The sequence below is a fragment of the Micromonospora sp. CPCC 205558 genome, from assembly GCF_036902955.1.
GTDB lineage: Bacteria > Actinomycetota > Actinomycetes > Mycobacteriales > Micromonosporaceae > Micromonospora.
The window spans coordinates 289,172-315,176 of sequence record NZ_JBAKHR010000005.1; the positions used below are offsets into that span (position 1 = coordinate 289,172).

General features: G+C 73.4%; 20 protein-coding genes. 10 read left to right on the forward strand and 10 right to left on the reverse strand.

All coding sequences use genetic code 11. The annotated features are described in order from the left end of the window. Positions 1-35: 35 nt before the first annotated feature. On the forward strand, positions 36-677 hold the full coding sequence (gene lipB, locus V6U86_RS06385) for a lipoyl(octanoyl) transferase LipB (protein WP_334499481.1): 642 nt from the start codon (positions 36-38) through the stop codon (positions 675-677). A gap of 48 nt (positions 678-725) precedes the next feature. After that, complete coding sequence (locus V6U86_RS06390) at positions 726-1,118, forward strand: VOC family protein (protein WP_334499483.1); 393 nt, start codon at positions 726-728, stop codon at positions 1,116-1,118. A 49-nt stretch (positions 1,119-1,167) separates the two neighbouring features. Here V6U86_RS06390 and aspS read toward each other — a convergent pair whose 3' ends face one another. After that, positions 1,168-2,454, reverse strand: a complete 1,287-nt coding sequence (aspS, locus tag V6U86_RS06395) for an aspartate--tRNA(Asn) ligase (RefSeq protein WP_334499486.1) — start codon at positions 2,452-2,454, stop codon at positions 1,168-1,170. Positions 2,455-2,897: 443 nt separating this feature from the next. Here aspS and lipA point away from each other — a divergent pair, with 443 nt between their 5' ends. Beyond that, positions 2,898-3,893 carry a lipoyl synthase gene (gene lipA / locus V6U86_RS06400; RefSeq protein ID WP_334499488.1) on the forward strand — a complete coding sequence of 332 codons (996 nt, stop codon included), beginning with the start codon at positions 2,898-2,900 and terminating at the stop codon, positions 3,891-3,893. Positions 3,894-3,946: 53 nt separating this feature from the next. Beyond that, positions 3,947-5,701 (forward strand): hypothetical protein, encoded by a 1,755-nt coding sequence (locus V6U86_RS06405; RefSeq protein ID WP_334499490.1) that lies wholly within the window; start codon positions 3,947-3,949, stop codon positions 5,699-5,701. Positions 5,702-5,745: 44 nt separating this feature from the next. On the opposite strand, the gene V6U86_RS06410 is transcribed toward V6U86_RS06405, so the two are convergent. Next, complete coding sequence (locus V6U86_RS06410; protein ID WP_334499492.1) at positions 5,746-8,859, reverse strand: helix-turn-helix transcriptional regulator; 3,114 nt, start codon at positions 8,857-8,859, stop codon at positions 5,746-5,748. After that, the gene (locus tag V6U86_RS06415; RefSeq protein ID WP_334499494.1) at positions 8,856-9,026 is read right to left on the reverse strand and encodes a hypothetical protein; all 171 of its coding nucleotides are present in this window, start codon (positions 9,024-9,026) and stop codon (positions 8,856-8,858) included. The genes V6U86_RS06410 and V6U86_RS06415 overlap by 4 nt, the downstream gene beginning before the upstream one ends. A gap of 207 nt (positions 9,027-9,233) precedes the next feature. Here V6U86_RS06415 and V6U86_RS06420 point away from each other — a divergent pair, with 207 nt between their 5' ends. Further along, on the forward strand, positions 9,234-9,920 hold the full coding sequence (locus tag V6U86_RS06420; RefSeq protein WP_130403179.1) for a DUF4191 domain-containing protein: 687 nt from the start codon (positions 9,234-9,236) through the stop codon (positions 9,918-9,920). Positions 9,921-10,185: 265 nt separating this feature from the next. Here V6U86_RS06420 and V6U86_RS06425 read toward each other — a convergent pair whose 3' ends face one another. Further along, positions 10,186-10,584, reverse strand: coding sequence for an RDD family protein (locus tag V6U86_RS06425; protein ID WP_334499498.1), 399 nt, complete (start codon positions 10,582-10,584; stop codon positions 10,186-10,188). 263 nt (positions 10,585-10,847) lie between these two features. Here V6U86_RS06425 and glnA point away from each other — a divergent pair, with 263 nt between their 5' ends. From glnA to V6U86_RS06440, 3 genes are all read left to right on the forward strand, one after another. Then, positions 10,848-12,272, forward strand: a complete 1,425-nt coding sequence (glnA, locus tag V6U86_RS06430; protein WP_334499500.1) for a type I glutamate--ammonia ligase — start codon at positions 10,848-10,850, stop codon at positions 12,270-12,272. Positions 12,273-12,403: 131 nt separating this feature from the next. Further along, positions 12,404-12,769, forward strand: a complete 366-nt coding sequence (locus tag V6U86_RS06435) for a PadR family transcriptional regulator (RefSeq protein ID WP_334499501.1) — start codon at positions 12,404-12,406, stop codon at positions 12,767-12,769. Then, entirely contained in the window at positions 12,766-13,749 is a 984-nt protein-coding gene (locus tag V6U86_RS06440; protein WP_334499502.1) for a hypothetical protein, read from the forward strand. Before V6U86_RS06435 ends, V6U86_RS06440 begins: the two co-directional genes overlap by 4 nt. Before the next feature lie 183 nt (positions 13,750-13,932). Here the strand turns inward: V6U86_RS06440 and mptB (V6U86_RS06445) are convergent, their stop codons facing one another. Genes mptB (V6U86_RS06445) through V6U86_RS06465 form a run of 5 tightly spaced genes read right to left on the reverse strand, consistent with a single transcriptional unit; the run spans position 13,933 to position 22,366 of the window. Continuing rightward, positions 13,933-15,471 carry a polyprenol phosphomannose-dependent alpha 1,6 mannosyltransferase MptB gene (gene mptB / locus V6U86_RS06445; RefSeq protein WP_334499504.1) on the reverse strand — a complete coding sequence of 513 codons (1,539 nt, stop codon included), beginning with the start codon at positions 15,469-15,471 and terminating at the stop codon, positions 13,933-13,935. Between the two features lie 14 nt (positions 15,472-15,485). After that, complete coding sequence (mptB, locus tag V6U86_RS06450; protein ID WP_334499506.1) at positions 15,486-16,886, reverse strand: polyprenol phosphomannose-dependent alpha 1,6 mannosyltransferase MptB; 1,401 nt, start codon at positions 16,884-16,886, stop codon at positions 15,486-15,488. A gap of 47 nt (positions 16,887-16,933) precedes the next feature. Continuing rightward, entirely contained in the window at positions 16,934-18,559 is a 1,626-nt protein-coding gene (locus tag V6U86_RS06455) for a hypothetical protein (RefSeq protein ID WP_334499508.1), read from the reverse strand. After that, the gene (locus tag V6U86_RS06460; RefSeq protein WP_334499510.1) at positions 18,552-21,599 is read right to left on the reverse strand and encodes a bifunctional [glutamine synthetase] adenylyltransferase/[glutamine synthetase]-adenylyl-L-tyrosine phosphorylase; all 3,048 of its coding nucleotides are present in this window, start codon (positions 21,597-21,599) and stop codon (positions 18,552-18,554) included. The genes V6U86_RS06455 and V6U86_RS06460 overlap by 8 nt, the downstream gene beginning before the upstream one ends. Beyond that, positions 21,599-22,366 (reverse strand): type 1 glutamine amidotransferase, encoded by a 768-nt coding sequence (locus tag V6U86_RS06465; protein ID WP_334499512.1) that lies wholly within the window; start codon positions 22,364-22,366, stop codon positions 21,599-21,601. Before V6U86_RS06465 ends, V6U86_RS06460 begins: the two co-directional genes overlap by 1 nt. Positions 22,367-22,676: 310 nt before the next feature. On the opposite strand from V6U86_RS06465, the gene V6U86_RS06470 reads away from it, so the two are divergent. Further along, positions 22,677-23,612 (forward strand): S66 peptidase family protein, encoded by a 936-nt coding sequence (locus tag V6U86_RS06470; protein ID WP_334499514.1) that lies wholly within the window; start codon positions 22,677-22,679, stop codon positions 23,610-23,612. Positions 23,613-23,855: 243 nt separating this feature from the next. On the opposite strand, the gene V6U86_RS06475 is transcribed toward V6U86_RS06470, so the two are convergent. Beyond that, complete coding sequence (locus V6U86_RS06475) at positions 23,856-24,740, reverse strand: Vgb family protein (protein WP_334499516.1); 885 nt, start codon at positions 24,738-24,740, stop codon at positions 23,856-23,858. 184 nt (positions 24,741-24,924) lie between these two features. Here V6U86_RS06475 and V6U86_RS06480 point away from each other — a divergent pair, with 184 nt between their 5' ends. Further along, complete coding sequence (locus tag V6U86_RS06480) at positions 24,925-25,395, forward strand: hypothetical protein (RefSeq protein ID WP_334499929.1); 471 nt, start codon at positions 24,925-24,927, stop codon at positions 25,393-25,395. Positions 25,396-26,005: the final 610 nt, after the last annotated feature.

Below are 26,005 nucleotides of genomic sequence, written 5' to 3' on the forward strand. Positions count from 1 at the left end.
GGGAAGATCGCCTTCAACGGGACTACGCTGGGGCCGTGACAACGACGACCCCCGGCCTGACGGCCGTTCGTGCCGGCCTGCTCGACTACCAGGCCGCCTGGGACGAGCAGCGACGCCTTCACGAGTCGGTGGTGGCTGGCGCGCGCGGCGACACCGTGCTGCTGCTGGAGCACCCGAGCGTCTACACCGCGGGCAAGCGCACCGAACCGTGGGACCGCCCGATGGACGGCACCCCCGTCGTCGACGTGGACCGCGGCGGCAAGATCACCTGGCATGGGCCGGGGCAGCTCGTCGGTTACCCGATCCTGCGCCTGCCCGACCCGGTGGACGTGGTCGCCTACGTGCGCCGGACCGAAGAGCTGCTCATCGACGTGTGCGCCGAGTTCGGGCTGAGCGCCGGCCGGGTCGAGGGGCGCAGCGGGGTGTGGGTGCCCGAGGACGACCGGGGGCCGGCCCGCAAGGTGGCCGCCATCGGCATCCGGGTCGCCCGGGGCGTCACCCTGCACGGCTTCTCGATCAACTGTGACTGCGACCTGACGTACTTCGACCAGATCGTGCCCTGCGGCATCCGGGATGCCGGCGTCACCTCGCTCACCGCCGAGCTGGGCCGCCCGATCAGCGTGGCCGATGTGCTGCCGGTGGTCGAGCGCCGGCTCTCCACCCTCGTCACGGTCTGAGACCCGACCGCGCGTCGGGGTGACCGACGGTCGGCCTACCCTCGGTCGGTGCAGATTGATCTGGTCACCGTCGTCGTCACCGAGTACGACCCCGCCATCGCCTTCTTCACCGGCGTGCTCGGCTTCGAGTTGGCCGAGGACACCCCGTCGCTGACCAACGACGGACGGCCGAAGCGCTGGGTGGTGGTCCGTCCGCCGGGCGGCGGCACCGGCCTGCTGCTGGCCCGCGCCGACGGCGAGCGGCAGGAGGCCGCGGTGGGCGACCAGACCCACGGCCGCGTCGGGTTCTTCCTCCAGGTCGACGACTTCGACGCCACCTACCGCCGGATGGTCGAGAACAACGTCGAGTTCGTCAAGCCGCCGCGCACCGAGCCGTACGGCCGGGTCGCCGTCTTCCGCGATGTCGCGGGCAACCTCTGGGACCTGCTCGGCCCCGCCTGAGCCCCCGCCGGCCCACTCCACCGATCGAGTGGGCCGGCAGGGCGCCCACCTACGGCGTCAGGCGGTGCAGGTCGCGCGGGAACGCGGTGACCTCCCGGACGTTGCCCGCGCCGACCAGCCGCGCCACGAACCGTTCCAGGCCAATGGCGAAGCCACCGTGCGGCGGCATGCCGTGCCGAAACGCGTCCAGATAGCCGGCGTACGGCTCGACCGGCTCGCCCCGGGCCGCCAACGCCGCCAGGTAGTCGGCGTGCCGGTGCAGCCGCTGCCCGCCGGTGACCAGCTCCACACCACGAAAGAGCAGGTCAAACCCGTTCGAGTACGCGGGCCGCGCCGGGTCCGGGTGGGTGTAGAAGGGCCGCTTCGCCATCGGGTAGCCGGTGACGAAGAGAAAGTCCGACAGGTGCTCACGCAGTGCCCACTCACCGAGGGCCCGTTCGTGGGCGGGCGCGAGGTCCGGCTCGTCGGCGGGCGCGCCGGCGATCGTCAGCGCCTCGGTGAAGTGCACCGCCGGGATCTGCGCCGGCACCTGCGGCGGCGTGACGCCGAGCGTCGCCAGAGCGGCGCCGGCCCGCTCGCCCACCGTGCCCAGCATTCCGGCCAGGGTGTCGCGCAGCACCCGCATCACGTCGGAGTGGTCGGCGATGAAACCGAGCTCCGCGTCGAGCGACGTGTACTGGGCGAGATGCCGGACGGTGTCGTGCGGCTCGGCCCGGAAGACCGGCCCCACCTCGTAGACACGTTCGAAGACGCCGACCATCAGCTGCTTGTAGAACTGCGGCGACTGGGCCAGGTACGCGGGCCGCCCGAACCAGTCCAGCGCGAACACGTTCGCCCCGCTCTCGGTGCTGGAGCTGACCACCTTCGGCGTGTGGACCTCCACAAAGTCGCGGGCGTCGAGTGCGGCCCGGAACCCGGCCACCGCCGCCGCCGAGATCCGCAGCGCCGCCGACCGGGTGGGGTGCCGCAGCGCGGTGGGCGCGTTGTCCAACTGGGTGGGCAGGCTGGCGGTGAGCGCCGGCCGGTACAGGTCGAACGGTGGCGGTGTGGCGGGCGGCCCGAGTGGACGTACCGTCGGGTCGGTCAGCTCGACCCCGGCGGGTGCCGTGCCGTTCGCGGTGGCCGTCGCGGTGACCTCGACGACCGTCTCCTCGGTGAGTTTCTCCAGCTGGGCGCGGACGGCCGGGTCGGTGACGACCACCTGGGCCAGGCCGGTGGCGTCCCGCACGATCAGGAAGGCCACCGACTTGAGCAGTCGGCGGCGGTGCACCCAGCCGGCGATCCGCACGGTCGTGCCGATCGTGGCGGGCAGTTGATGGGACAGGGTTCGTTGCATGGCGGACTGCTCCTCGGTCGATCGCCACGCCGTCGCCGCCCCGGGGCGGCGAAGCGTCGCATCAGCCCCAGGCAGGTGTGGGCGAGCGGGAACCTCGCGGTGCCACCACACCTTCACCCCCGCCGAAGCGGGGGCCTCGTTCGTCGCCTGATGACCGGGGCCAGCCGGGCGGGCTCTACTGGGCGTTTCGCCGTTCTGCCCGCAGCTCGGGAGGGTCTTCGCGCGCCGGCACCAGACCGCCTCTCAGCACCGGCGGCTCTCTGCACTGGCGGGTCGGGCGCTACTTGGCTCCGTCATCGCTGTTGGCGGTGACCGTAGCACCCGAAACCCGCTCGTGTGACGCCCATTTTCGACAGGCCGGTGTCCGGCGTCACAAGGTCTGAGGCGTGACGCCGGTCGCCCGACGCACATAGACACCTGCCGTCCGGCGTAGGCTCGTTTTCGTGACGATCGAGCACTCCGCGCCGACGACCGGCCAGGCAGCGCGCACCGCAACGGCGGCCCCCGAGGGGCGGCGTCTGCTGCGGATCGAGGCGCGTAACGCCGAGACGCCGATCGAGCGCAAACCGCCGTGGATCAAGGTCAAGGCCAAGATGGGTCCGGAGTACACCCAGCTGCGCGGGCTCGTCTCGCGCGAAGGGCTGCACACCGTCTGCCAGGAGGCCGGCTGCCCCAACATCTACGAGTGTTGGGAGGACCGGGAGGCCACCTTCCTCATCGGCGGTGACCAGTGCACCCGGCGCTGCGACTTCTGCCAGATCGACACCGGCAAGCCGGCCGAGTTCGACGCCGACGAGCCGCGTCGGGTCGCCGAGTCGGTGGTCTCGATGGGCCTGCGCTACGCCACCATCACCGGTGTCGCCCGTGACGACCTGCCCGACGGCGGCGCCTGGCTGTACGCCGAGACCGTCCGACAGATCCACGCCCTGCAGCCCGGCTGCGGCGTCGAGCTGCTGATTCCGGACTTCAACGCCGTCCCCGAGCAGTTGGCCGAGGTCTTCGGCTCCCGGCCGGAGGTGCTGGCGCACAACGTGGAGACCGTGCCGCGCATCTTCAAGCGCATCCGCCCGGCGTTCCGCTACGACCGCTCGCTGGACGTGATCCGGCAGGCCCGCGCCGACGGCCTGGTCACCAAGAGCAACCTCATCCTGGGCATGGGCGAGGAGCGGGCCGAGGTCTCGCAGGCGCTGCGCGACCTGCACGACGCCGGCTGCGAGCTGATCACCATCACCCAGTACCTGCGCCCCACGCCCCGGCACCACCCGGTGACCCGCTGGGTCAAGCCGGAGGAGTTCGTGGAGCTGCGCGAGGAGGCCGAGGAGATCGGCTTCGCCGGGGTGATGAGCGGGCCGCTGGTGCGTTCGTCGTACCGGGCCGGTCGGCTCTACAAGCAGGCCATCGACGCCCGCGCCGCCGCCTCGGTCGTCACCGCCAGCTGACCCGCCGACAGCGCCGCGCGGGCCGCGCGGCGCCCGGGTGCCATGATCGTGCGATGACCGCCGGGGTACGCCAGCAGCCGCGCGACGCGGACCAACCGCGTCCGCGGCCCGGTGTGCGCCTCGGGCTGGTCGGCTGGCTCACCGGGTTGGCCGTGCTCGCCGGGGTCGGCTACCGGCTCTGGCTGCTGGCCCGGGCCGCGCCGCCGACGAACAGCGACGAGGCCACCATGGGGCTGGCGGCGCTGCACATCGCCCGGGGGCAGGGCTTTCCGATCTGGTTCTACGGCCAGCAGTACATGGGCACGCTGGAGGCGTACCTGGCCGCGCCGGTGTTCGCCCTGGCCGGTGGGCCCTCGCTGCTCGGGCTGCGGTTGCCCACGCTGGCCCTGTACGCGCTGTTCCTCCTGCTGGCCTGGCGGTTGACGCTGCGGCTGACCGGGGACCGCTGGTTCGGGCTGCTGGTGGTCGCGCTGCTGGCCCTCGGCTCCGACCGGGTCGTCAAGAACCAGCTGATCGCCGGCGGCGGCTACCCCGAGATGAACGCGGCCGCTGCGGCGCTGGCCCTGCTCGCCGTGGACCTGGCCAGCGACCGACCGGGGCCGGACACATCGGTCACCGGTCGACGCGGCTGGCGGCTGGCCCGCTGGGCGACGTGGGGGTTGCTGGCCGGGCTGATGCTCTGGGTCGACCCGCTCGTGCTGCCGTACGTCGCGGCGACCGGGGTGGTCCTCGTCGCGTTCTGCCGCCGGGAGCTGTGGGGTGCCGCCGGGGCGCTGCTCGGGGTGGCGGCCGTGCTGGGGGCGGCCCCGCTGCTGCTGCACAGCGTGCTGACCGGGCGGAACCCGCTGCACGCCGTGCTCGTGGCCGGCGGCGCCAACGTCAGTGCGGGCTGGGCGGACCGGCTGCACGGCGGCCTGGTGCTCGGCCCGTCGCTGGGCATGGGCTTCTGTGCTCCCGGCAGGTGCGCCACCTGGCAGCTGTGGTGGGCACTCGTCCTGCCGCTGCTGCTGGTCATCGCCGCCGCCACCGCCTGGCGGGCCCTACGCCGACCGACCGCCAGCCCCGCCGCTGCCAGCCCCGCTTCTGCCGGCCCTGCCCCTGCCAGCCCCGCCCCTGCCAGCCCCGCCCCTGCCGGCCCTGCCGCTGCCGGCCTCGGGGCGGTGTCGCCCCGGGTGGCGGCGGCGGTCCGGCTGGCGCTCGTGCTGGCCGCGGTGGCCACCCTCGGCGCGTACACAGTGAGCAGTGCCGCCGGGCTCACCCCGGTGGAGAGTTCCCGCTACCTGTCCTGCCTGCTCATCTCCCTGCCGGCGCTGCTCTGGCCGGTGTGGACGGCGGCCCGGCACGGGCTGCGACCGGCGGCGACCGGCCGGCACGGCGTCGGGTCGACGCTGGCCCGGTCGGTCGCGGTGGTGTTGCTCGCCGCCACGCTGGGCACCGCCGCCCACGCCACCTGGCGGGCGGCGGCCACCGTCCCGGCGACCCGGGCCGCCGAGGCCCGGCACACCGAGTTGGTGAGCACCCTGCGTCAGCTCGGCGTACGGCACGTGCGCGCCGGCTACTGGACCTGCAACCGGCTCACCTTCGCCAGTGCGGAGCACGTGGTCTGCGCGGTCGTCGACGACACCCTGCGCCCCGGCTTCGACCGCTACCCCGCGTACCGCCGGGAGGTGGACAGCTCGGCGGCACCGGCCTGGGTCGCACCGGCCGGCTCGGCGCTGGCGGCGGTGCTCGACGAGCGGCAGCGGAGCACGCCGGGCAGCCTCGACCTGATCACGATCGAGGGCTGGCGCATCTACCTGCCGCGCTGATCCCGCAGGCGGCTGTCAGCGCGGCGCGGTGGCCTCGACATGCGTCAACGCGGCGCGGCGGCCTCGGTGAGCAGGCCGAGGCGGTGGGCCAGTGCGGCGGCCTCCACGCGGTTAGTCACGCCCAGCTTCGCGATGATCCGGGAGACGTGCACGCTGGCCGTCTTCGGCGAGATGAACAACTCTTCGGCGATCCGGCTGTTGCTGTGCCCCTCGGCGACCAGCCGCAGCACCTCCCGCTCCCGGGCGGTCAGCAGGTCCGCGCCGGGCCCACCTCCGGCCGCGCCGCGCAGGCCGACCCGCCGCGCCAGGGTGGCGGCCGCGTCGACCAGTGGCGCCGCACCGAGCCGCCGGCCGATCTCGGTGGCCTCGGTGACCGCCGTCGCCGTCTCGTCGCGTTCCCCGGCGGCGGCGGTCGCCTCGGCCAGCGACAGCAGCGCCCGGCCCAGCGGGTACGGCTGCCCGTCGGCCCGCCACGCGTCGACCGCCGCACGCCATGCCGGCAGCGCCTGGTCGCCGACCGCGAGCAGCGCGGTGACCTGGGCGGCGTGCGCCCGGGCCGCCGGGTGCCGCGCCGGCAGGTCGGTGGCGAGCGCCGCCACGGCGGTTGCCAGCTCCCGGTCACCCACCCGGGCTGCGGTACGCGCAGCGGCGCTGAGCACCGGCCAACCCTCCCGGGGCAGCTGCGGCAGGCTCTCGTCGGCCACCGCGACGTGGGCCGCCCGCACCGCCTCGACCTTGTCGTCCCGGGCCAGCGCCGCCTCGATCGCCAGCTCGTGCAGGGGCAGTCGGTGGTTCGGCCACAGGTACGGCCGACCGAGGAAGGTGAGCGCCCGGTCGACCAGTTCGTCGGCGCCCGGGTGGGCGCGGGCGAGCCGCAGCCCGGCGCCCAACTGGAGCCAGTGCAGCCCGGTGACACCGGACAGGTCGATCCGGGCGGCCTCCGCGCAGACCGCCTCGGCCTCGTCCCACCGGCCCAGCGCGATGAGCGCCTCGGCGCGGTTGGAGAGCAGGTACGCCCCGGTGGAGCGGCTGATCCCGACGCGGCGTGCCTCGGCCACCCCGGCCTCGGCGGCCTGCGCGGACTCGGCATAGCGGCCCAGCTCGCAGAGCATGTCCGACTCGAACACCATGGCGAGCACCAGGGTCGGCGCGTCTCCCGCGGCACGGGCGGCGGCTGCCGCCTGGCCCAGCTCGGCCAGCCCTCCGGTCAGGTCCCGCTCACCGTGGCAGAGCAGCGCGATCCGCGTCGACAGCAGCGCCACGTGTTCGCCGAGCGCCTCGGCGTCGGTGGCGGCCTCGGCTGCCACCCGGGCCGCCTTCTGCGGATCGATCTTGACCAGGTGGGTGGCGATGTCGGCGAGCAGCCGGACCCGCTCCACGCCGGGCGGGCCACCGGCCGCCAACCGGTACGCCTCATCCAGCTCGCGACTGCCGTCGCTCTTGCCGAGCAGCGCCATCAGTCGACCCCGCTGATCCAGCAGGCGGGCGGCGCGCAGCGGTGCGGCGTCGGCGTCCACCTCGGCCAGACCGGCCCGGGTCAGGGTGATGGCCCGGCTGAAGTCGCCGGCGGTGACCGCGGCGTCCAGGGTCTGCTCCAGCAACGCCAGATGGTCCATGCCGAGCAGGTCGGCGGCGTCCGGCACCAGCTCCCACAACTCCAGCGCCCGCTCCAGCAGTCGGCGCTGCTCGGCGTACGCGTACCGGTCGGCGGCGGCAGCCGCCGCGGCTCGGGCGGCGACGAGAGCACGGGGGTGGTCGTGTGCGGCGTACCAGTGGTGGGCGATCTCGGCGGGGGCCCGGCCGGCGGCGACCAGGTGCGGCTGGGCCTCGATGGCGGCGGCGAAGCGGGCGTGCAGCCGGGCGTGCTCACCGGGCAGCAACTCGTCGTGCACGGCCTCGCGGACCAGCGCGTGTCGAAACTCGTAGTCACCGTCCCGGTCGGCCACCACCAACTGGGCGGCGACGGCGGCGCGCAACGCGTCCTCCAACTCGGCCTCGGGCAACCCGGCGGCCTCGGCGATCAGGTCATGGGCGAACCGGGTGCCGCCGGCGGCCGCGATCCGCAACACCCGCTGGGCCGGCTCGGGGAGTCGGTCCACCCGGGCCAGCAGCAGGTCACGCAGCGTCTCGGGGAGCGCCACGCAGCCGATCGGGTCACCGGCGACGGCCAACTCCTCGATGAAGAAGGGGTTGCCCTGGGTGCGTTCATGGACGTCGTCGACCGCGCGGGCGAGCGGCTCGGCGCCGAGCAGGTCGGAGAGGATCGCAGCAGTGCCGTCGCGGTCCAGGCGGCCCAGCTCGACCCGCTCCACACCACGGGCCCGATCCAGCTCGGCGAGGAACGGACGCAACGGATGCCCGCGCTGCAACTCGTCGGTGCGGTAGGTGCAGACCAGCAGCAGCCGGCCCGGCCGAGCCGCCCGGACGAGGAACCCGATGAGGTCACGGGTGGAGCGGTCGGCCCAGTGCAGGTCCTCGATGATCAGGACCAGCGGACGAGCGTCGGCCAGCCGCTGGAACAACTCAGCGACCAGGTCGAACAGGTAGCCACGCGGGGCGTCGCTGAGTGCGGCGGCACGCGGTGCGGCCAGCGCCACGGAGGTGCGGCCCAGCTCGGGCAGGAGCGGGACGAACTCCGCCTCGTAGCCGGCGAAGACCTCGGGACCGTCGGCGCGGAGCACCGCGCGCAGCGCGGCGGCGAACGGGGCGAACGGCAGACCCGCCTCGCCCAGCTCCAGGCACTGGCCGACGAGCACCCGCGCCGCGCCGTCGGTGGCCCAGCCGGCGAACTCCTCCAGCAGCCGGGTCTTACCTACGCCCGCCTCGCCACCGACCAGTACGGTTGTCGGCTCCCCGGCACGCGCCCGGCCCAGCGCGTCCCGTAGCGCCGCGGTCTCACGGTGGCGCCCGACGAGGACGGAGCTGGCGGCGCGTACGGTCACGTGTTCGAGCATGCCATGGCGGCCCACTCCGCCGGCCCCGCCGATCGGCTGGCGGCCGGGCGGCGGGGTCGGATCGGGTCGGGCGGACCGCCCGGCGGGCGTCGTGGACGTGCCGGCCGCGCTGGGTGCGGTGGCCGTGCCGGCCGCGCTGGGCGCCGTGGACGTGCCGGCCGCGCTGGGTGCAGTGGCCGTGCCCGCCGCGTTGGGTGCGGTCACCGGCGGGCGTCGCTGGTGCGACCGGCCTGCCTGCGCCGGCCCAACCACCCACGGCTGACCGGACGCGACAGCGACCGGGCGAGCCGGTCCGCGGCCGCGTCGGCGCGCAGCTCGGCGGCGTGGGTACGGTGCAGGCTGAGCAGGAAATCTACGTCGTTGCCGAACATGTCGGGCTCCTTCGTGGCGTCGTCATCTTCTGCTGATGACTCTGCGCGCGAAGGCCCCACCCGGGCATGGGCATGCCGCCTCATCTTCCCGGCTCAGCGCCTCCTTACCCGGCGGGTAAGGAGGCGTACGGAGACGTAAGGTACTCAGCTGCCCCGGCACCCGGACGCGGATCAACCGGGCCGGCGGCGACCACTAGACTCTGCGGCATGGCAAAGCCCCAGGAGAAGGTCTCGTTCGGCCAGCGGCTGAAGCAGATCGGGATGGTGTTCCAGTTCACCGCCAAGCAGGACCGGTGGTTCGCGCCGTTGGTCGCGGCGGCGGTGCTGATCCCGCTCGCGCTCACCGTGGTCGCGGTGATCTTCTGGGGCTGGATCTGGCTGCCGCTGGGCATCCTGTTCATCCTGCTCGCGGTGCTGATCGTGCTCAACCTGCGATCCAACAAGGCGATGATGAACGCCGCCGAGGGGCAACCCGGCGCGGCGGCCCAGATCATGGAGAACATGCGCGGCGACTGGCGGGTGACCCCGGCGGTCAGCTCGACCACCCAGATGGACATGGTCCACCTGGTGATCGGCCGTCCGGGCGTGATCCTGCTGGCCGAGGGCAACCCGCAGCGGGTGCGCGGCCTGCTCGGCCAGGAGAAGCGGCGGCTGTCCAAGGTGATCGGCTCCGCTCCCCTGCACGACTACGTGATCGGGCAGGAGGAGGGCGAGCTGCCGATCCGCAAGCTGCGCACGACGCTGCTGCGTCTGCCCCGCGCCCTCTCCGGCAAGGACGTCAACTCGCTGGACAAGCGACTCAAGGCGCTCACCGCCCGACCGCAGATGCCCAAGGGCGCGATCCCGAAGAACATGCGCCCGCCGGGTGCCTTCCGCCAGTCGCGGGGCCGCTGACCCCTTTCGGCGTACGCCGACAAGAGCCGGACCCATGCGGGTCCGGCTCTTTCGCGTCGGGGCGTCGAATGCGGGTCGCCCCGTCGGTCCCGTCGCCTCGCGCCTCGCGCCTCGCGCCTCGCGCCTCGCGCTTCGTCGCCAAGATCGTGCTCGAACCTGGGTGTAGTGGTCTCAGTGGCGCGTGGATGCCACTACATCAATGATCGAGCACGATCTTGGGCTGCCGAGCTCGGCTCAGCCGCCTTCGGGGGCGCAGAGGGTCGGGTCAGGCGCGGGGGGCGTCGACGATGACCGAGTCGGCGAGTCGGTCGTGCAGGCCGCGCCGGTGCTCGTCCATGATCAGTGCGGGGACGACCAGGGCCAGCAGCAGGCCACGGATCAGCGCCCGGAGCACGCCGATCCGGCCACCGTCGTGCCAGTTCACGCAGCGGATCTTGGTGATGTACATGCCGGGTGTCTGGGCGAACAGGCCGAGGAAGATGCCGTACTCCAGGACCAGCACCAGCACCGGCGCCCAGCCGTCGCGTACCGGGTCGGCAAAGAAGTTGGACACCAGCAGGCAGAGCACCCAGTCGATGATCAGCGCCCCGAACCGCCGACCAAGGCTCGGCGCGGTGAAGGTGGGGTCGGTGGCCGGCGCTGCCGGAGGGTGCGGATTGGTCACAGCGGTCAAGGGTATCCGCGCCGGTATGAGGGTCTGTCGAGTGCCGCCGCCACTGTGTGCCGATTCAGGCCAAAGGCATCAGATGTCATTACACTGGCACAGTCGGTACGGCGTTCCTGGCGGGCCGGAGGCGCGGGCAGGGACGTTCCTGACCCTCCGCGAGGGACGTAACACGGCAGAAACAACGGAGACACGGCCGGGCAACCCCCCGGCCCTAGCGTCGCCAGAAGCCTAGCCACCCCGTGGACGTGCCAGGAGGATGTGTGTTCGCCAATCCCGAGGAACTGCTGCGATACCTCAAGAACGAGGACGTGAAGTTCGTCGACGTTCGTTTCTGTGACCTGCCCGGCGTGATGCAGCACTTCAACCTGCCGGTCGAGTCCGTCAACGACGACCTCTTCACCGACGGCCTCGCGTTCGACGGTTCGTCGATCCGCGGTTTCCAGGCGATCCACGAGTCGGACATGCTCCTGCTCCCGGATGTCGCCACCGCTTTCATCGACCCGTTCCGCGCGCAGAAGACTCTCGCGCTCAACTTCTTCATCCACGACCCGTTCACTCGCGAGGCGTACACCCGCGACCCGCGGAACGTGGCGAAGAAGGCCGAGGCGTACCTGGCGGCGAGCGGCATCGCCGACACCGCCTACTTCGGCGCCGAGGCGGAGTTCTACATCTTCGACTCGATCCGCCACGAGACCTCGGCGCACCAGTCGTTCTACTACATCGACTCGATCGAGGGCGCGTGGAACACCGGCCGCGAGGAGCCGGGCGGCAACCGCGGTTACAAGACCGCGTACAAGGGTGGCTACTTCCCGGTGCCGCCGGTCGACCACTACGCCGACCTGCGTGACTCGATCGTGCGCCGGCTGGTCGACACCGGTTTCACCGTGGAGCGTTCGCACCACGAGGTGGGCACCGCCGGCCAGTCCGAGATCAACTACAAGTTCTCGACGCTGCTGCACGCCGCCGACCAGCTCCAGCTCTTCAAGTACATCGTGAAGAACGAGGCCTGGGCCAACGGCAAGACCGCGACGTTCATGCCCAAGCCGCTGTTCGGTGACAACGGTTCCGGCATGCACACCCACCAGAGCCTCTGGCTCAACGGTGAGCCGCTGTTCTACGACGAGACCGGTTACGCCGGCCTGTCCGACATGGCCCGCTGGTACATCGGTGGTCTGCTGCACCACGCGCCGTCGCTGCTGGCCTTCACCAACCCGACGGTCAACTCGTACCGCCGCCTGGTGCCGGGCTTCGAGGCGCCGGTCAACCTGGTCTACTCGCAGCGCAACCGGTCCGCCTGCACCCGCATCCCGGTGACCGGCAGCAACCCGAAGGCCAAGCGCGTCGAGTTCCGCGTCCCGGACCCGTCGGCCAACGTCTACCTGGCCTTCTCGGCCATGATGATGGCCGGCCTGGACGGCATCAAGAGCAAGATCGAGCCGCCGACGCCGATCGACAAGGACCTCTACGACCTCCCGCCGGAGGAGTGGGGCGACGTCAAGCAGGTGCCGGGCTCGCTGCCGGCCGTGCTCGACTCGCTGGAGGCCGACCACGACTACCTGCTCGACGGTGGCGTCTTCACCCCCGACCTGATCTCCACCTGGGTCGACTGGAAGCGCGCCAACGAGGTCGACCCGGTGCGCCTGCGCCCGACCCCGCACGAGTTCGCCATGTACTACGACTGCTGAGCAGTCAACTGCACGACGACTGCTGAGCAGTCGCTCGAACACCGGCCGGGCCGGCTCCGCTCATCGCGGGGCCGGCCCGGTCCGTGTTGCGCCACCCCCCGACATACCTTCGCGTCCGATATATTGTTCGCGTGGACACACCGCTGCGCGAACCAACCTTCCTGATCCTCACCGCGCTGGCCGCCCAGCCGATGCACGGCTATGGGCTGATCGGTGAGGTCGCCGCTCTCTCCGACAATCGGGTGTCGCTACGCCCCGGAACGCTCTACGGGGCGCTGGACCGACTGGTCGACGCCGGCCTCGTCGAGGTCGAGCGGGAAGAGGTGGTGGACGGCCGACTGCGTCGCTACTACCGCCTCTCCGCCAGCGGCGAAACCACGTTGAGCGCCGAGACCGAGCGCCTGCGCCGCAACGTCGAAGCCGCCACCACTCGGCTGTCCAAGCGGACTCGGGCCGCCCTCCCGATCACCCCACGCACGGTCGGAGGGCTGGCATGAACGACCTGGAACGCCGCTACCTCCGGCTGTTGCGCGCGTACCCCACCGACTACCGGCGTGCCCGCGGTGCCGAAATCGTCGGTACCTACCTCGACCTGGCCGTCCCTGACCAACGCTGGCCGACGCCGGCGGACGCCGCGGACCTGGTGCGCGGCGGCCTCCGCCAGCGGCTGCGGGCCGCGGGCGTCACCGACCTGATCCCCGGGGTACGCCTCGCGGCGCTGCTCGCCCTGGTCACCGCGAGCGCCCTCGCCGGTGTCTGGGGTACGGCGGAGCTGCATCCACCGCCCGTGGAGTGGGGTGTCCCCCACGTCGGCCCGTTCGTGTCGCTCGGTGTCGTCGCGTGGGCGGCATGGCTGCTGGCGGCGGTGGTGATCGCCGTCGCGCCGAGCCGGGTCGCGCGGTGGGCCATCACCGTCGCGCTGCTGCTCACGCTGGCGCTGCCACCGGTGGCCGCGGCGCTCGACGCACCCCGACCGCCGCTGATGGTGCTGCTGCCGCAGGTCGTCCTGGGCCTGCTGGGGCTGGCCCTGCCCGACCGACTTCCGACGGCGTTCCGCCTCGCACCGCTGCTGTCCGCGCTGTTGGCGGCGGCGGCGGCGGAATTCCTGGTGGGGTTGGGCCCGATTTTCATGTACTACGGCGCCGCCATGGAGGTCTTCCTGCCCACCGTCGGCGGACTGTTGCTGGTCGTCGGGGCTCTGCTGGCCATGGGTCTGGCACTGGGCGGGGACACCCGCGGCGGCTGGGCGCTCGTCACACTGCTCACCCCCGCCGGCTTCCTGGCGGTGCCCGGCCTGGCCGGCGGCGTCAGCCCGGCACACGGCGCCGTCACCTTCGCGGAACTGGCCGTGACCGCTGGCGCCGTCGCGCTCACCGGCCCCGCCGTCCTGCTCCTGACCGTCCTGATCCGCTCCCGCCGGACCGTCACCCCCCAACTCTCAGGCCAACCCTGCCCCACCTGTGGCGCGCGCGCCTGACCACCACCTTCTGGTTGATCGTGAGGTTGACGGACGGACCGAGCGAAGATCGTGCTCCATCATTGATGTAGTGGTGTCCGCGCCGGATGCCACTACATCCACGTTCGAGCACGATCTTGACCGCACAAGCTTGACGATCATGAGATTGCCCAGACATTCCGTCCGGTTTGTCGCCCGTCAACCTCATGATCGGCGGGTTGGCCCCGGGGACGGGCGGCGGCGGAGCGCGAACAGGAGCACGAGCAGGGCGGTCATTGCCAGGGCGCCGGGTGCCTTCGTGAAGCGGGCCAGGTTGGTGCCGTCGGGCAGGGCGAGGAAGGCCGCCGCCGCTGCCGGCAGCACGAACCACGTCGTCCTCGAAGCGGCCAGCGCGAGCAGCGCCAGCGGCCAGGTCGCGTACCAGGGGTGGAAGACCGGGGACAGGACGACCGTGGCGACCAGAGCCAACGCCGCACCGCGCAGCGCCACCCAGGGCCGCGCCAAGCCGGCCGCCCGGGGCCGCCCCGCCCAAGCCCCCGCCACCCAGGGCCACACCGCCCAATGCACCTGAGGACGTGCCGCCTCGACCCGTGCCACCCGCAGCCGGTCGTCATTCAACCCGCGCAATGTCCGCCAGGCCCGCCACCAGAGCACCACCAGCACCCCGACGAGCAGCACCAGTGCGACCGCCCGGACCACGGGCACCGCCTGCGGGTCCCGGCCGACCAGCGCGCCGGCGTAGTCCACCACGAAGCCGACGGCGGTGGGTGGTGACGTCCACTGCTCCGAGTCACCACTGTGGGTCAGCCCGCCCACCCAGCCGAACCCGAGCCCGGACACCGCCGAGGTGACCATCAGCGCGACGAGCGACCCGCCAACCAACCAGCCGCCAGCACGCAGCAACGCCCGCACGGTGTACCGGCCATGCACCCCGGCCAACACGGCGAACGGCACCACCACCACGGCCGTGGCCTTCACCGTGACCGCCAGTCCGAGCAGCACCCCGGCCAGCAGCAACGCCGCCAGCCGGCCCGGTCGACGGACCACGACCAGCAACCCACACAGCAGCAGGCCCAGCATCACGGCGTCGTTGTGCGCGCCGGCCACCAGGTGCACGCCGACCAGCGGGCCGGCCAGCGCCAACCAGGCCGCCCGCCGGGGCGGTATCCCGGCCGCCCGCGCCAGCGGGGGCAGGCAGAACGCGGCCAGCAGCAGCCCCGCCACGGCGATCACCCGCAGCGCCACGATCGTCCCGGTGAGCCCACCACCGAGACCGACCGCCAACGCCGCGAGCAGGACGAACACCGGCCCGTACGGCGTCGGGGTGTCCCGCCAGATCGGGGCCACCGTGTCCACCCAGGGGCAGCCCGCCGCCGCCACCCCCACCGTGTACGGGTCGACGCCGTGCGCGTACGTCCAGCCCTGGCAGGCGTACGAGTAGACGTCCCGGCTGCCCAGCGGCGGCGCGACCAGCAGCGGCAGCGCCCACAGCCCGGCGGTGACGTACGCCCAACGGGTCGACGGCGCACCCCCGCGCAGCGACCACCACGCACCGACCAGCAGCACGGTGCCGACCAGCCAGCAGGTCAGCGTGGCCGGGCCGTCCGGGGCTCGCCAGATCGACGCGGGTGTCGCGCCGAACGGGGCGTCGGGCAGCGCCCCGCCGAGGTACCCGGCCACGGCGAGCAGCACCGCGCCGAGCAGGCCGGCGTACCGGGAGAGAGAGGCACCGGGAGCGGTCACCGGCGCACCTTCCCTCAGTCGGCGGCGACCGGTCGACGGGCCGCCCGAGCCGACCGTACCAACCCGATGACCACCACGATCACCAACAGCGTCATCAGCGGCGCCCCGACCGTCTTGGTGTAGCGGGGCAGCCCGGTGCCGTCGGGCAGCACCAGGAACGACGCGACCAGGGCGACCACTGTGAACCACCTGGTCCGCTGTGCGGTGGCCGCCAGCACGAACAGCGGCCAGGTCCAGTACCAGGGGTGCACGACGGGGGCGAGCGCGACGGTGAGGGCGAGCGCGAGGCCGGCGTAGTAGAGCGGGTCGCGGGTGCGGGCCCGCCACCAGAGCCAGACGAGCAGTACGGCCAGGAGAACCACGGCAATCCCGCGAGTGACCGGCAACGCGTCGATGTGTCCGCCGAACAGCGCCGCGACGTACCCGACGGTCTGCCCGACAGCGGTCGGTGGGGACGTCCAGGCGATCGCGGCGCCTCCCTGGGACAGCCCGCCGACCCAACCAAGGTCCAGCCCACCGGCGACGGTCACGCCGAACACCGTGGCGACCGCGCCGCCGACCACCCAGCCCCCGTCGCGGATCAGCGTTCGGATCCGGTACGGCCCGGCCGTGGCGGCCAGCGCGGCGAACGGCACCACCACCACGGCGGTCACCTTGATCGCCACCGCGACTCCGAGGAGCAACCCGCCGACCAGCAGCATCGCGCGGCGGCCCGGGTGCGACGCCACCACGGCCAACCCACCGACCAGCGCGGCGAGCATCAGCACGTCGTTGTGGGGCCCACCGATCAGGTGCGCGGCGACCAGCGGGGAACCCAACGCCAGCCACACCGCCCGCTTCGCCGGCACCCCGGCCCGACGTGCCAGCGCTGGTACGGCCCACGCGGCGAGGACCACGCCGACCAGCGACAGCGCCCGGAACACCACGATGCTGGCGGTCAGCGAACCAGTGGCCTTCACCACGGCGCCCGCGATGAGCACGAACAGCGGACCGTACGGTGCCGGGCTGTCGCGCCAGATGACCGAGACCGTGTCCAGCCAGGGGCACGGCAGCGCGGACACGCCCTGCTCGTACGGGCTGATGCCACCGGCGAAGCTGGCGCCCTGGCAGGCGTACGCGTAGACGTCCCGGCTGCCGAAGGGCGGCGCGATCAGCATCGGCAGCAGCCAGAGCCCGACGGTGACCAGGGCCCACCGGGTCGAGGGTCCCCCGTCGCGCAGTGCCCACCACGCGTACGCCATCAGACCGGTGCCGACCGCCCAGGCGGCGAGGATCAGCGGACCGTTGGACCCCTGCCAGATGCTGACCGGGGTGCTGCGCAGGGGGCCGCCGGGGAATGCGCCGCCGAGGAAGGCTGCGAACGCGAGCAGCATCGAGCCGGCCAGGCCGGTCCAGCGCGCGAGGTGGGTAGGCACGCCGGACATGCTGCCAGCACCCCGGTCGGAGGGCGACGGCAGCACCGTCAGCAGTGGTTCGCCGGAGTGAGTCCGCTGGAGATCGTGTAGTCGCCGGCCGTGCGGACCCGCACCTCGGTGAACCCGTCCGCGCCGGGGCGCACGCAGCCGTCCGGGCCGGTGAGCGAGAGCCAGCGCGACCACCGGACCCGCACCGGCACGTCGCCGGGCGCGGCGGTCAGTCGGACCGAGGCGCGGTCGGCCGTGACGAGCTGCCCGGGGGCACCGACCAGCGGGGTCGGATCGGCCACGGCGTACATCCGCCAGGTCGGGTCACGCCAGACCTCCCGCAGGTACGGCAGGCCGGCGCGGATCAGCGCGGCCTCGTCGCGGCCCCACCGGTCGACTGGTGCGTCCGGGGCGAGCACCACATAGCTCACCGCCTCGTGGCGTAACCACCGCTCGTACGTCTGCGCACTCAGGCTGCCGTCGTAGAACAGCGCGTTGCGATCACTGTCGACCTGGCGCTCCCAGCCCCGGGCCAGTGGCACTGTCGGTGGCAGGTACGCGGACTCCCAGTGGTCGCGCAGCGGCACCACCTCGACCCGCCCGGCCGGCTGCCGCCGGTCGAGTTCGGCGACGAGCGGTCGGTAGAAGCCCGCGGCGCTCTCCGGGGCGCCAGCCCGGGTCACGTCGCTCACCATCACCGGCGACTGCCACCAGACGGTCGCGGCCAGCAGCCCGGCCAGCCACGGCTTCGGCAACGCGGCGTACCCGGCCAGCACGGGTAGGGCGAACAGCATCGGCAGTCGCAGCGCGTTGGAGCCGATGGGGCTGGGCAGGTAGTACGCGCCGACCAGGAGCAGCACCGTGAGCACCGCGCCGACACGCAGCACCCGGCGGCGACGCGGCAGCACCACCGCCACCAGCACCGCGAGCGCGACGTTGATGCGCATCGACTCGGCCGAGTACGGCTGGGTTCCGCCGTTGCCGAAGACGAACGCCATCGGGGCGAGGGTGACGGCGGGCGCCACCGCCAGGACGAACCCCTCGGCCAGTGGTCGCTCGGCCCGCCATCCGCCGGGCAGCGGGCGGCCCGGCCCGTCACCGGTGCGCAGGGCGGCCAGCAGCAGCGCCGCGCCGGCCAGCCCGGTGAACAGCCCGGCGACCGGGCTGGCCGCCGTGGCCAGGGCGGCGCAGGCGGCGGCGAGCGTCAACCGGAGCCAGCGCGGTGGACGTTCCGCGCTGACCGCGCAGAGCGCCAGCAGCCCGAACGCCAACCCGACGGCGAAGGTGATCCGACCGCTGGCCAGGTTGCCGACCAGCACCACCGCGCCGAGTACGCCGGCCAGCAGCGGCCGGCGGGCCCGGTTGCGGGTGAACAGCCACCCCAGCGCGGCAGCGCCGACCACGGCGGCCACCGCCCCCAGCGGACGCACCCCGATCAGCGCGCCCAACCGGGCCGTGAAGAGGCTGTAGCCGTACTGGTTGACGCCGCCATACCAGCCGAAGTCGACCGGCGCGGCCCCGTACCGCTCGGTGAAGCCGGCCCGGGCCACCTGGGCGGCGAGGTCGGTGCCCATCGGCGAAGCGAGGAGGAACGCGACGGCGAGCAGCACCGCGGCCCCGGTCGCCGCCGCCCAGCCGGTGCCCACGACGCGTTGCCCGGTGGGGCGCGGCGACGCGTCAGGCATCGAGGACCCGTTCGGCCGCGGCGCGGGAGCGGCGGCCGGTGCGCAGGTACTCGTCGAGGAACTCCCCCGGGTCGTCGCGGCCGAGCAGCCGGGCCACCCCGGCCAACTCCACCCCGTGCCGGGGCAGTTGGTCGCCGGCCCGACCCCGGACCAGCATCAACGCGTTGCGGACCTGCGCGGCCAGGGACCAGCCGGCAGCCATCTCCGCGGCGTCCGCCGGGTCGATCAGGCCGGCCCGCTCGGCCGCCGCGAGGGCATCGAGGGTACGCGTGCCGCGCAGCTCCGGGATCGCCCCGGCGTGCCGCAGCTGGACGAGTTGCACCGCCCACTCCACGTCGGCGAGCCCACCGCGACCCAGTTTGGTGTGGGTGGCCGGGTCGGCGCCCCGGGGCAGCCGCTCGGTCTCCACCCGGGCCTTGATCCGCCGGATCTCGACGACCTGCTCGCGGGTCAACCCGTCGGCCGGGTAGCGCACCGGCTCGATCATCGCCTCGAACTCGGCGCCCAGGTCGGCGTCACCGCAGACGAAACGGGCGCGCAGCAGGGCCTGCGCCTCCCACACCCGCGACCAGCGGGCGTAGTACGCGGCGTACGCGGCGAGGCTGCGGACCAGCGGACCCTGGCGGCCCTCCGGCCGCAGGTCGGCGTCGACGCCCAGCGGCGGGTCGGGGGCGGGCACGCCGAGCAGTCGACGCAGCTCCTCGGCGACGGCGTGCGCGGCGGCGCTGGCCGCGCTCTCGCTGACGCCGGCCGGTGGGTCGTAGACGAAGAGCACGTCGGCGTCGGAGAGGTAGTTCGACTCGTACCCGCCGAGCCGGCCCATGCCGATCACCGCGAACCGCAGCCCTTCCGGCGCGGGTTGACTGGCCTGGGCGGCCCGCAGCGCGGCGGCCAGTGTGGCGTCGGTGACGTCGGCGAGTGCCGTACCGACCTGGGTGATGTCGGACAGCCCGGGGGCGGGCCGGATCGCGCCGTCCGGCCGGGTGGGGCTGGGTGCCAGCGCGCCCGCGCGGCAGAGCACGTCGGCGCAGGCCACCCGGACCAGCTCCCGACGTCGCAGCGCGCGTACCGCGCTGGTGGCCTCGACCGGGTCGGAATACCGGGCCGCCGCCGCCAGGAACCCCTCCCGGAGCACGTCACGGGAACGCGGGGCCAGTTCGTTCTCCTCGGCCAGCAGCCGCAGCGCCTCCGGGTCGCGGGCGAGCAGGTCGGCGACGTACCGGGACAGGGCGAGGACCCGGGCCAGCCGACGGGCGACCGGGCCGCCGTCGCGCAGCAACCGCAGATACCAGGGGGTGCTGCCCAGCTTGTCGGAGACCTTCCGGTAGTTGAGCAGCCCTCGGTCCGGCTCCGGCGCGTCGGCGAACTCGCTGAGCAGCACCGGCAGCAACGTGCGCTGGATGGCCGCCGTACGGCTCACCCCGCCGGTGAGCGCCTGGAGGTGGCGCAACGCCCCGGCCGGGTCGGCGAAGCCGAGGATCTCCAGGCGGTTCTTGGCCGCCTCCGGGGTGAGCCGCAACCCGTCGGCCGGCACCCGGGCCACCGACTCCAGCAGCGGCCGGTAGAGCAGTTTGGCGTGCAGTCGGCGTACCTCGGTGGCGTGGGTGACCCACTCGGCCCGGAAGCTCTCCACCGCGCTGCGCCCCGGCGCGGCAGTGAAACCCAGCGCGGCGGCGAGCCAGCGCAGCGCGCCCGGCTCGGCGGGCACTGTGTGCGTACGACGCAGGCCCTGTAGTTGCAGCCGGTGCTCGACGCTGCGCAGGAAGCGGTAGCCGCGCAACAGGGCCTCGCCGTCGGCCCGACCGACGTAGCCGCCGGCGACGAGCGCGCGCAGCGCCGGGATGGTGCCGGGCTCGCGCAGCGTCTCGTCACCGCGACCGTGCACGAGTTGCAGCAACTGGACGGCGAACTCGATGTCGCGCAACCCGCCGGGACCGCGCTTGATCTCGCGCTCCAGCTCCTTCGGCGGGATGTGGTCGATGATCCGGCGGCGCATGGCGCGGACGTCCTCGACCGCCTCGGGTCGTTCGGCCGCCCGCCAGACCAGCGGCGCGAGCTGGTCGATCCACTCCTGGGCCAGCGGCAGGTCCCCGGCGGCCGGGCGGGCCTTGAGCAGCGCCTGGAACTCCCAGGTGCGCGCCCACCGCCGGTAGTAGGCCAGGTGGCTGGCGAGGGTCCGCACCAGGGGGCCTCGGCTGCCCTCGGGGCGCAGCGCCGCGTCCACCGGCCAGGCGACCAGCCCGCAGATGTAGATCAACCGGGTCGCCACCAGGGTCGCGGCGGACAGGTCGGCGTCCTCGGCGGCCACGAAGATGACGTCCACGTCGGAGACGTAGTTCAGCTCGTCGCCGCCGCACTTGCCCATCGCGACGACCGCCAGCCGCGGCCGCTCGGTGCCGTCGGCCAACTCGGCGACCGCGATCTCGTACGCTGCGGAGAGCGTCGCGTCGGCCAACGCGGAGAGCGCGGCCATGGTCTGCTCCAGGCCGCGCCCGCCGGTCAGGTCGGCCGCCGCGATCCGCAGCAACGCCAGGCGGTACGCGGTCCGCAGCGCCGCCACCGGGTTGCCGCCGTCGAACGGCTCCAGCAGCCCCTCGGCGGCCGGCGCGAGCCCGTCCGGGGCGGTCCGCAGCGCCTGGTAGTGCTCGGGGTGGGCCACCAGGTGGTCGCCGAGCGCCGCCGACGCACCGAGCACCGCGATCAGCCGCCGCCGCAGCCCGGGGTCGTCGTGCAGGTCCGCGAGCAGCGGCGATCCGAGGCTGCCGTCGGTGCTGCGGCTTCCGGCGCTGCCGTCGGCGCTGCGGCTCTCGGCTTCCACGATGCGGTGCAGCTGGCGCAGCGCCAGGTCCGGGTCGGCGGCCCGGGACAGCGCGGCGAGCAGCTCCCCGGCCACCTCGTCGACCGGCTCCTGCTCGACCGGCCGCCACAGCCGCAACCCTTCCGGGCCGAGCAGGTCCGCGGCGCGCGCGCCGCCGTCGCCTTCGGCGATGCCGAAGCCGTACCGGGCGAGCCGGCCCGGTGCCCTGGTCGGCCGGCTCATCAGTGCCCGAGCAGCGGCAGGCCGCGCCGCGTCGTGCTGTCGTCCAGCTCGCCGAGGGCCAGCGCGGCGAACCGGGCGGCGAACGGTTGCCAGACCTCCTCGACGTCGGCCAGCACCGAGGCGCAGGCCGCGACCACCAGCTCCGGGTCGTAGCCCAGCTCGGCGAGTTGGGTCGAGTCGGTGGCCCAGTCCGCGATCATCGCGGCGTCGCACTCGATGTGGAACTGCAACCCCCACGCCCGATCACCGAGGCGGAACGCCTGATGCGGGTAGCGGGTGGACGCGGCCAGCAGGGTCGCACCGCGAGGCAGCTCGGTGACCTCGTCGGAGTGCCACTGGAGCACGTCCGGGATCAACGGCACGTACCGGAACAACGGGTCGCTCTCGGCGGCGTCGCGCCGACCGACCACGCCGGGGCCGATCTCCGGCCCGGACGGGCTGCGCTCCACCAACCCGGCGTGCGCGGTGGCGAGCAGCTGCGCGCCCAGGCAGACCGCCAGGGTCGGCACCCGGTACCGGACCGCCTTGCGCAGCAGGCCCTCCACCGCCGGGAACCAGGGCGCGCCGGGCGAGCCGTCCGGCAACGGGTACGCCTGTTGTTCGCCGCCGAGCACCACCAGCGCCGCGTACCCCTCCAGGTCGGCGGGGAGCTCGTCGCCGGCGTGCGGGCGAACCACCCACAGCTCCAGCCCAGCCTCGGTCAGCCACTCGCCCAGCCGGCGCGCGTCGTCCGTCGGGTCGTTCTCGATCACCAGCGCGGTTGCCACCCGTCGAGGCTAGCCGGTACACCGCGCGGCACCACGCCCCGGCACGGGCCGCGCGGCCTCCCACCCGCCCGTGCCGCAGGCTCTCGCTGCCGTGCGGAGGGCCCGCGCTGCCCGTGCGGCGGCCGTCCGCCGCCCGTGCGAGGGTCCTGCGCTGCCCATGCCGCGGCCTCCCGCCGCCCGTGCGAGGGTCCCGCGCTGCCCGTGCCGCGCCCTCCCGCCGCCCGCCTCCCGCCTCCCGCCTCCCGTGCGAGGGTCCCGCGCTGCCCGTGCGAGGGCCCCGGCCACGGCGGGGTGGTTAGGCTCTGCGGTTGTGATCAGCGAGGACAGCACTGTCGTACGCCCGCCCGTGCTGCGCCCGTGTGACACGGTGCTGCTGGTGTCGCCGTCCGGGCCGACCTCGCCGGAGCGGGTGGCCCGGGGTGTGGAGCTGCTCACCGGATGGGGCCTGCGGCCGGTGCCGGCGCCGAACGCGTACGCCCGCCACGGCTACCTCGCCGGCACCGACGACCTGCGCGCCGCCGACCTGAACGCGGCCTTCGCCGATCCGGAGATTCGAGGGGTGATCTGCACCCGGGGCGGGTACGGCGCCCAACGGATCGTGGATGCCATCGACATGGCCGCCGTCCGCCGTGACCCGAAGGTGGTGGCCGGCTTCTCGGACATCACCGCGTTGCAGTTCGCACTGTGGCGGGGCGCCCGCCTGGCCGGGGTGCACGGCCCGGGGGCGGCCTGGCGCGACGAGCGGACCCCGCTGCGCTCCGCCGAATCCCTGCACGCGGCGCTGATGACCACCGAACCGGTGTCGATCACCGCGGTCCCCACCGAGGAGACCTTCGACGTACGCGTCCCTGGTCGCGCCACCGGCACCCTGCTCGGCGGCAACCTGTGCATGATCGCCGCGTCGATCGGCACCCCGGACCTGCCCGACCTGACCGGTGCGGTGTTGTTGATCGAGGACGTGCAGGAGCCCCCGTACAAGGTCGACCGGATGCTCACCCACCTACGTCGAGCCGGCGCGCTGGACGGGCTGGCCGGGGTGGCCGTCGGGCAGTTCACCGACTGCGGCGACGGCTGGGACACCACGATCGTCGACGTGCTCACCGAACGCCTCGGCGACCTGGGCGTACCGGTCCTCGGCGGCCTTCCCATCGGTCACGGCCCCAATCAACTATCCGTCCCGGTGGGCACGAAGGCCACCCTCGACACCACCACCGCCACCCTCACCACAACCCCCGCCGTCCAATAAAGCCCAACCCACCGCCCGCGCCCCCTCCGCGCCCGCCCCCGCGCCCCGCGCCCCCTCCGCCTTCCTGCCCCCCTCCGCCTTCCTGCCCCCTCCGCCTCCGCCCTGCCACCTCCGTTGATCATGAAGTTGTTGTCACTGAGGCCGGCGTGTCGTGGCAATAACTTCATGATCGTCGCGGGGTGGCGGTGGGTTGGTGGTGGGTTGGTGGTGGGTTGGCGGTGGGGTGGCGGTGGGGTGGGTGGGTTAGGGGGGTGGGGTTAGGTGGGCTATTGCGCCGATTTCCAGGGCGGCCCAGACGCCGGCGGGGGTGCGGGTGATGCCGTGCGGTTCGGCGTTGGGGGTGGGTAGGGCGTAGCCCTCGATCCGTCCGGCGGGATCGAGATGGCCGATCCGGTTGGCACCCCACTCGGTGAACCACGCGCCGCCGTCCGGGTCGGCGACGATCGCGTGCGGACGGGCCGCCCGGTCCGGCAGCGGGAACTCGACGATCTCGCCGTCCGGGTCGATCCGGCCGAGTTGACCGGCAGCGATCTCCACGAACCAGATGGTGCCGTCGTCGCCGAGGGTGATGCCGACCGGGCCCGCCTTCTCGGTGGGTAGCGGGTACAACGTCATCCTGCCGTCGAGGTCGATCCGGCCGATCGCGTTGGCCTGGTTGAGCGTGAACCAGAGAGCCTGGTCCGCGCCAGCAGTGATCATCGAGGCGAACCCGCCGATCACCGGCAGCGGGAATGCGCTGTGGGTGCCATCGGTCTCCACCCGGCCGATCGTGTCGGAGGTCATCCCGGCGTACCAGAGCGCGCCATCGGGCCCGGCCGCGATGCCACACGGCCCGGTGCCTGCCGGCAGGGCGATGGTGCGCTGCTCACCGTCGACGGTGATCCGACCGATCCGGTCGTCCCCCGAGCGGGTGAACCAGAGCGCGCCATCCGGCCCGGTCGTGATGATCAGCGGGCGACCACCCGCCGGCTCCAGCGGGTAGGTCCGGACTGCGCCGTCGGGCGACAACCGGGCGATCCCGCCGGCCTGGGCCAGCGTCAGCCACAGCGCGCCGTCCGGGCCAGGCGTGATGCCGTACGGCCCAGACGCCGGCTCCGCGAGTGGAATCTCCCGAATTTCGACGGGCATTTCGCGTGTCCTTCCGTCGGTGGATCGTCCACCCTGACCGCTCAGCCAGCGACGACACAACCGATTTCGGCTACCGCCGGCCAGGATTGTCAGCTCGCTGACAGGGTCGCCACGGCTTCCGCCCAGACTGCCCGGTCACTGTCGGTCACGACAGCGCACGATGACCGAACCTCTGGAGGACAGCATGTCCCGCACCATCCGCAGGAAGCACCTGCTGGCCGGCCTGGCCACCGCCGGCGTCCTCGGCGTCGGGATCGCGGCCCCGACGATCGCGTTCGCCGCCGACAGTTCCACGCCGACATCGAGCGCCAGCACCGCCCCGGCTCCGGGCGCGCGGGCCGACCGGCAGGGCGAGTTCGCCGAGGCGCTCGCCAAGGAGTTGGGCGTGCCCACCGACAAGGTGACAGCCGCACTGGAGAAGATCCGCGAGCAGCACCGGCCGACCGACCGTCCGCAGCGCCCGTCCGCCGAGGACCGGCAGGCGGCGCTCAAGCAGCGCCTGGAGCAGGCGGTCAAGGACGGCAAGCTCACCCAGGAGCAGGCCGACGCCATCACCAAGGCCGTCGAGGCCGGCGTCTTCCCCGGCCCCGGCGGCCACCGCGGCGCCCACCACGGCCCAGGCGCACAGCACGGCGAAGGTACGCCCGGCAAGTAGTCAGGCGGGCCGGCCCCGGCAGGCACAGACAGGCCGGGGGCCGGCAGGCACAGACAGGCCGGGGCGGCAGGCACCGACAGGCCGGGGCCGGCCTCAGCGCACCCCGGCCTGCCCCGGTCCGCCCTGTCGTGCGGGTGCCGGCCTAGATACACCTCGACCGGCCCCGGTCTGCCGTCTCAGGCCAGGGCCGGTCGGGCCCGTCGCGGCTTGATCCACTCGGTTTCCGTGAAGTCGCGGTGTCCGAGTGCGCGGGACACCACGACATCATGAAAACGGAGTCGATCACGGGTGCCCTGAGGCCCCTCGTGCCAGGCCAACTTCCCAATGACACGCCCTGCCCGCCGGAATCACGATGACCTGACCGGGCTCCTCGGATCACTCCCCCACCCGCGCCCCACGCCCGCGCCGATCTTGCAGTTTCGGTCGCCGAGATGCGTGGAATGCCCTCTATGCCGTGACAGCAAGTGCAAGATCCGCGGAAAGGGTGCGGCTGAACGTCGCGGCTCGGGGTGTCAGCCCAGAAACCCCGGGACCAGCTCAGGAACCCCGGGACCAGCTCAGAAACCCCGGGACCAGCTCAGGAACCCCGGGACCAGCCCAGCCCCGGACG

Bases quoted from the DNA above. Each gene is read 5' to 3' on its own strand.
- aspS (WP_334499486.1), bottom strand. From the start codon at position 2,454: ATGCAACGAACCCTGTCCCATCAACTGCCCGCCACGATCGGCACGACC.
- V6U86_RS06405 (WP_334499490.1), top strand. From the start codon at position 3,947: ATGACCGCCGGGGTACGCCAGCAGCCGCGCGACGCGGACCAACCGCGT.
- V6U86_RS06415 (WP_334499494.1), bottom strand. From the start codon at position 9,026: ATGTTCGGCAACGACGTAGATTTCCTGCTCAGCCTGCACCGTACCCAC.
- V6U86_RS06420 (WP_130403179.1), top strand. From the start codon at position 9,234: ATGGCAAAGCCCCAGGAGAAGGTCTCGTTCGGCCAGCGGCTGAAGCAG.
- V6U86_RS06440 (WP_334499502.1), top strand. From the start codon at position 12,766: ATGAACGACCTGGAACGCCGCTACCTCCGGCTGTTGCGCGCGTACCCC.
- V6U86_RS06455 (WP_334499508.1), bottom strand. From the start codon at position 18,559: ATGCCTGACGCGTCGCCGCGCCCCACCGGGCAACGCGTCGTGGGCACC.
- V6U86_RS06460 (WP_334499510.1), bottom strand. From the start codon at position 21,599: ATGAGCCGGCCGACCAGGGCACCGGGCCGGCTCGCCCGGTACGGCTTC.
- V6U86_RS06475 (WP_334499516.1), bottom strand. From the start codon at position 24,740: ATGCCCGTCGAAATTCGGGAGATTCCACTCGCGGAGCCGGCGTCTGGG.
- V6U86_RS06480 (WP_334499929.1), top strand. From the start codon at position 24,925: ATGTCCCGCACCATCCGCAGGAAGCACCTGCTGGCCGGCCTGGCCACC.